The organism is Ornithinibacter sp. (genome assembly GCF_035443565.1).
GTDB lineage: Bacteria > Actinomycetota > Actinomycetes > Actinomycetales > Dermatophilaceae > Fodinibacter.
The window spans coordinates 1-4319 of the sequence record NZ_DAORSO010000165.1; the positions used below are offsets into that span (position 1 = coordinate 1).

Below are 4319 nucleotides of genomic sequence, written 5' to 3' on the forward strand. Positions count from 1 at the left end.
GTCAACCGTGGTGAGCACGTGCCCCAGCCACGGCAGGTCGACGCCGTCGAAGCCGGTGACCGTGAGGTCCTCGGGGACCCGCAGACCCATCGACTCCGCGGCGCGCACGACACCCGCTGCCAGCAGGTCGGCCTGGGTGACGATCGCCGTCGGGCGCTGCTCCGCGGGGACGTCGAGCAGGAGGCGGGCAGCCGCCTCGCCCGCCTCCACGGTGAGCTCGCAGGCCTGCACCACGGGAGCCGAGGGGCCCGCGAGCGAGCGGAACCCGGCGAGTCGACCCACGGCATCCGGGTAGGTGGCGGTGGCGACCTCGGCGTCGGTGACCACGCCGGTGGGGGAGTGGGCCCGCAGCATCATGCTCAGGTGCGCGACCCGTTCGTGCCCGAGGTCGAGCACGTGCTGGGTCGTGAGGCGCATCGCGGCGAACTCGTCGGTGAGGACGTGCGCGACCTGGGGGTGGACCGGGGCTCCGCTGCCGATCAAAGGAACGCCACGAGCCAGCAGGTGGTCGACGACGGGGTTGTCGCGGTGGCCGCACAGCGGGAAGACCGCCGCGTCGACGGCCTGGGTCGCGAGCTGGGCCACGGCCCGTTCGGGGTCGTCGAGCGGCTGGGCGATGAGCAGCATCGAGCGGCCGGCCGCATCGAGTTCCTCCGCGAGGCCGTCGAGGATCGCCAGGGCGAAGGGGTCGTGGAAGGCGTACCGCAGCGGCCCCTCGACGACGACGGCGACGGTGCCCACCCGGCCCTGGCGCAACGACGACGCCAAGGGGTCTGGCCCGGCATACGACAGGTCGGATGCCGCGGCGCGCACCCGCTGGGCGGTCGCCTCCGCGACCGGCCCCTTCCCGCTGAACACCAGGGATGCCGTCGACGTCGACACCCCGGCGCGGCGCGCGACGTCACGCAGCGTCGGGCGGCGCGGCGTGGATCGCGTTTGACGAGTGGGGGCCATGGGAGACACAATATCGAATCGATTCGATCGAATCGATTCGATCCCGCCTTCAGGGTGCGATCGCACCCGTGGTCGGCCCACCAGCCACCTGCGCACCTCACGTGCCGTGCGCCACACTTCACCACCAGAGAATCGAAGGAAAGCCCGTTGTCCGCCATGCCTGACGCCGCCCCCACCACGCAGCCCCTCGACCGGTCCCGCGTCATGACGGCACGCAACGCCGTCTTCGTGATCTTCGCCCTGGCCGGTCTGGTCTTCGCCTCGTGGGCCTCGCGCATCGCTGACACCAAGGAGGCGCTCGGGCTGAGCGCGGGCGAGCTCGGCATGACCCTGTTCGCCGCGAGCGTGGGGTCGGTGACGGGACTGCCGCTGGCTGGTCGGATCTCGCAGCGGATCGGGGCGACCCGGGCCGTCGCACTCGGCACGGCCGTCGCCCTCTCCGGGCTGCTCGTCGTCGGCGCGGTCGTGGATGCCGGGGGCTCGCGGCTGGCGCTCGCGGCGGGGCTGTTCCTCGTCGGGCTGGGCGTCGGCGTCTGGGACGTGTCGATGAACCTCGAGGGGGCCGACGTCGAGCGTGGTCTCGGTACTGCCGTCATGCCGCACTTCCACGCGGCCTTCAGCGGCGGAACCGTGGGGTCGGCACTCATCGGTGCGGGGATGTCGTGGGCAGGTGTGCCGCTGACGATCCACTTCATCGGTGCCGCCGCGGTCACCGTGCTCCTGTCGTGGTGGGCGCTCCCGAAGTTCCTGCCGCACACCGCCGAGCACCACGCGGAGGCCAAGGCAGCCCGTGAGCGCCACGGCTCGGCGTGGCTCGAGCCGCGCACCCTGCTCATCGGGGTCGTCGTCTTCGCGGCGGCGTTCACCGAGGGCACCGCGAACGACTGGCTCGCCGTCGCCTTCGTCGAGGGGCACGACCTGCCGGCCTGGGCCGGGGTGCTGGCGTTCGCGACGTTCCTCACGGCGATGACCATCGGGCGCCTCGTCGGCACCCGCCTGCTCGACCGCCACGGTCGGGTGCCGGTGCTGCGCGTGAGCTTCGCCCTGGCGGCCCTCGGTGCCGCCATGGTGATCTTCGGCAGCGCCTGGCTGGCCTTCATCGGTGCGGCCGTCTGGGGTGTCGGCGCGGCCCTCGGCTTCCCCGTCGGGATGAGCGCCTCGGCCGACGACGCCACTCGGGCAGCGGCCCGGATGTCGGTCGTCGCGACCATCGGCTACGTCGCCTTCATCGCCGGCCCGCCGTTGCTGGGCCTGCTCGGGGACAGCGTCGGTGTGCTGCGCTCGCTGCTCGTCGTCGGTGCCCTCGCGATCCTCGCGCTGTCGGTCGTGCCCGCGGTGCGCGAGCCCGCTGGAGGGACCGGGGACCGGGCGCCCGCAGCCTCGGCCTGAGGGGTCCTCGCGCTCGGGAGTGGGTGAGGATACCGACTCTCACCCGGTTCGGGGGATGTCGTGACGTGGTTTCCAATCAACAATGAAACACTGGCCCGCCGGGTCCCGCGACCCGGTTGTGGCTCGCGAGAGCACACCCCTCACTCTGCGAAAGGCATTTCCGTCCATGGACACCAACATCACCAGCTTCTGGGAGATCCTCCTCTGGAGCTTCTGGATCTTCATCTGGATCTCCGCGGTCATGATCTGGTTCCGCTGCGTCTTCGACATGTTCAGCGACAAGACCCTGAGCGGCTGGGGCAAGGCCGGCTGGGCGATCGTCCTGGTCTTCCTGCCCTGGATCGGCGCCCTGATCTACCTCATCGCCCGCGGCAAGAGCATGGGTGAGCGCCAGGTGGCGGCCATCTCGGCCGCGCAGGCGCAGCAGGAGGCGTACATCCAGCAGGTCGCCGCGAAGAGCTCGCCGGCCGACCAGATCGCCAGCGCCAAGTCGCTGCTCGACTCCGGTGTCATCAGCCAGAGCGAGTTCGAGGCCCTCAAGGCCAAGGCCCTCGCCTGAGCTCACCCCCGGGGGGCGCGACTCTTCCTGTTCGGAGCCCGGCACCACACCGCGTCAGCGGCGTGGTGCCGGGCTCCTCGCACGAAACGTCGGGGAGGTGCTGTGGCAAAGCCTGAGTGGTCCGCGGCGGCGTTGTGCTCACGGCGAACACAGCCCGGACCGGGGAGTGCCGTGCCGAGGTCCGGCGTTAGGGTCACTGACACAGCAGCACCCCGATCTGACGAGGAGCGACTCCAGCGTGACCAGCACCGAGATCGTCGCCGCAGGCCCTGGCCCCCAGGCCGGGCTGGACGACCACATCTACAACCGTCTCCTCAAGGAGCGGATCATCTTCCTCGGGTCCGACGTGCGCGACGACAACGCGAACGCGATCTGCGCCCAGATGCTCCTGCTCGCCGCCGAGGACCCCAAGAAGGACATCTGGCTCTACATCAACTCCCCGGGCGGGTCCGTCACCGCCGGCATGGCGATCTTCGACGTCATGCAGTGGATCCCCAACGACGTCGCGACGGTCGCGATGGGCATGGCCGCCTCGATGGGGCAGTTCCTGCTCTCCGCCGGCGCGCCGGGCAAGCGCTACGCCACCCCGCACGCCCGCGTCATGATGCACCAGCCCAGTGGCGGCATCGGCGGTACGGCCTCGGACATCAAGATCCAGGCCGAGCAGCTGCTGCACATCAAGAAGCAGATGGCCGAGCTCATCGCCCAGCACACCGGGCAGAGCGTCGAGCAGATCGAGATGGACTCCGACCGCGACCGGTGGTTCACCGCCGAGCAGGCCAAGGAGTACGGCTTCGTCGACCAGGTCATCACCAAGGCCACGATGGCTGGCCCCGGGTCTGACAACCCCGTGACCGCCTGAGCCGGCCGAGACCAGACGAGGAACAGACATGAACGCAGACCTGACCGGCCGCCTCCACGTGCCCGGCCCCTCCAGCCGCTACATCCTGCCCCAGTTCGAGGAGCGCACCTCCTACGGCATGAAGCGGCTCGACCCCTACACCAAGCTCTTCGAGGACCGCATCATCTTCCTCGGGGTGCAGGTCGACGACGCCTCCGCTGACGACGTCATCGCCCAGCTCATCGTGCTCGAGTCCCAGGACCCGGACCGCGACATCCTCATGTACATCAACAGCCCCGGTGGCTCGTTCACGGCGATGACCGCGATCTACGACACCATGCAGTACATCCGCCCCGACGTGCAGACCTTCGTCATCGGGCAGGCGGCCTCGGCTGCTGCCGTGCTGCTCGGCGCCGGCGCGAAGGGCAAGCGGTTCGCCCTGCCCAACGCCCGGGTGCTCATCCACCAGCCCGCGATCGAGGGCACCGGCGGTATGGCCTCCGACCTGGAGATCCACGCCAACGAGATCATCCGCATGCGCGGCTGGCTCGAGGACACCATCGCCTCCCACTCGGG

Annotated in this window: 5 protein-coding genes; 4 read left to right on the forward strand and 1 reads right to left on the reverse strand. The window is 70.3% G+C overall.

Going from position 1 to position 4319, the window contains the following annotated elements:
* Nucleotides 1-954: LacI family DNA-binding transcriptional regulator (locus PLL68_RS12560; protein ID WP_324534581.1), on the reverse strand; the 954-nt coding region annotated here is incomplete at its 3' end.
* Nucleotides 955-1110: 156 nt separating this feature from the next.
* On the opposite strand from PLL68_RS12560, the gene PLL68_RS12565 reads away from it, so the two are divergent.
* The 4 genes from PLL68_RS12565 to PLL68_RS12580 form a co-directional block, all read left to right on the forward strand.
* Nucleotides 1111-2343: an MFS transporter gene (locus PLL68_RS12565; RefSeq protein WP_324534588.1), complete on the forward strand. Its 1233-nt coding sequence runs from the start codon at nucleotides 1111-1113 to the stop codon at nucleotides 2341-2343.
* 166 nt (nucleotides 2344-2509) lie between these two features.
* Entirely contained in the window at nucleotides 2510-2902 is a 393-nt protein-coding gene (locus tag PLL68_RS12570) for an SHOCT domain-containing protein (protein ID WP_324534583.1), read from the forward strand.
* A gap of 238 nt (nucleotides 2903-3140) precedes the next feature.
* Nucleotides 3141-3764, forward strand: coding sequence for an ATP-dependent Clp protease proteolytic subunit (locus PLL68_RS12575; protein ID WP_159904215.1), 624 nt, complete (start codon nucleotides 3141-3143; stop codon nucleotides 3762-3764).
* Between the two features lie 28 nt (nucleotides 3765-3792).
* The coding region (locus PLL68_RS12580) for an ATP-dependent Clp protease proteolytic subunit (protein WP_324534586.1) at nucleotides 3793-4319 on the forward strand (527 nt) is incomplete at its 3' end.

Coding starts and splice junctions, on each gene's coding strand:
- PLL68_RS12565 (WP_324534588.1), top strand. CDS start 1,111: ATGCCTGACGCCGCCCCCACCACGCAGCCCCTCGACCGGTCCCGCGTC.
- PLL68_RS12570 (WP_324534583.1), top strand. CDS start 2,510: ATGGACACCAACATCACCAGCTTCTGGGAGATCCTCCTCTGGAGCTTC.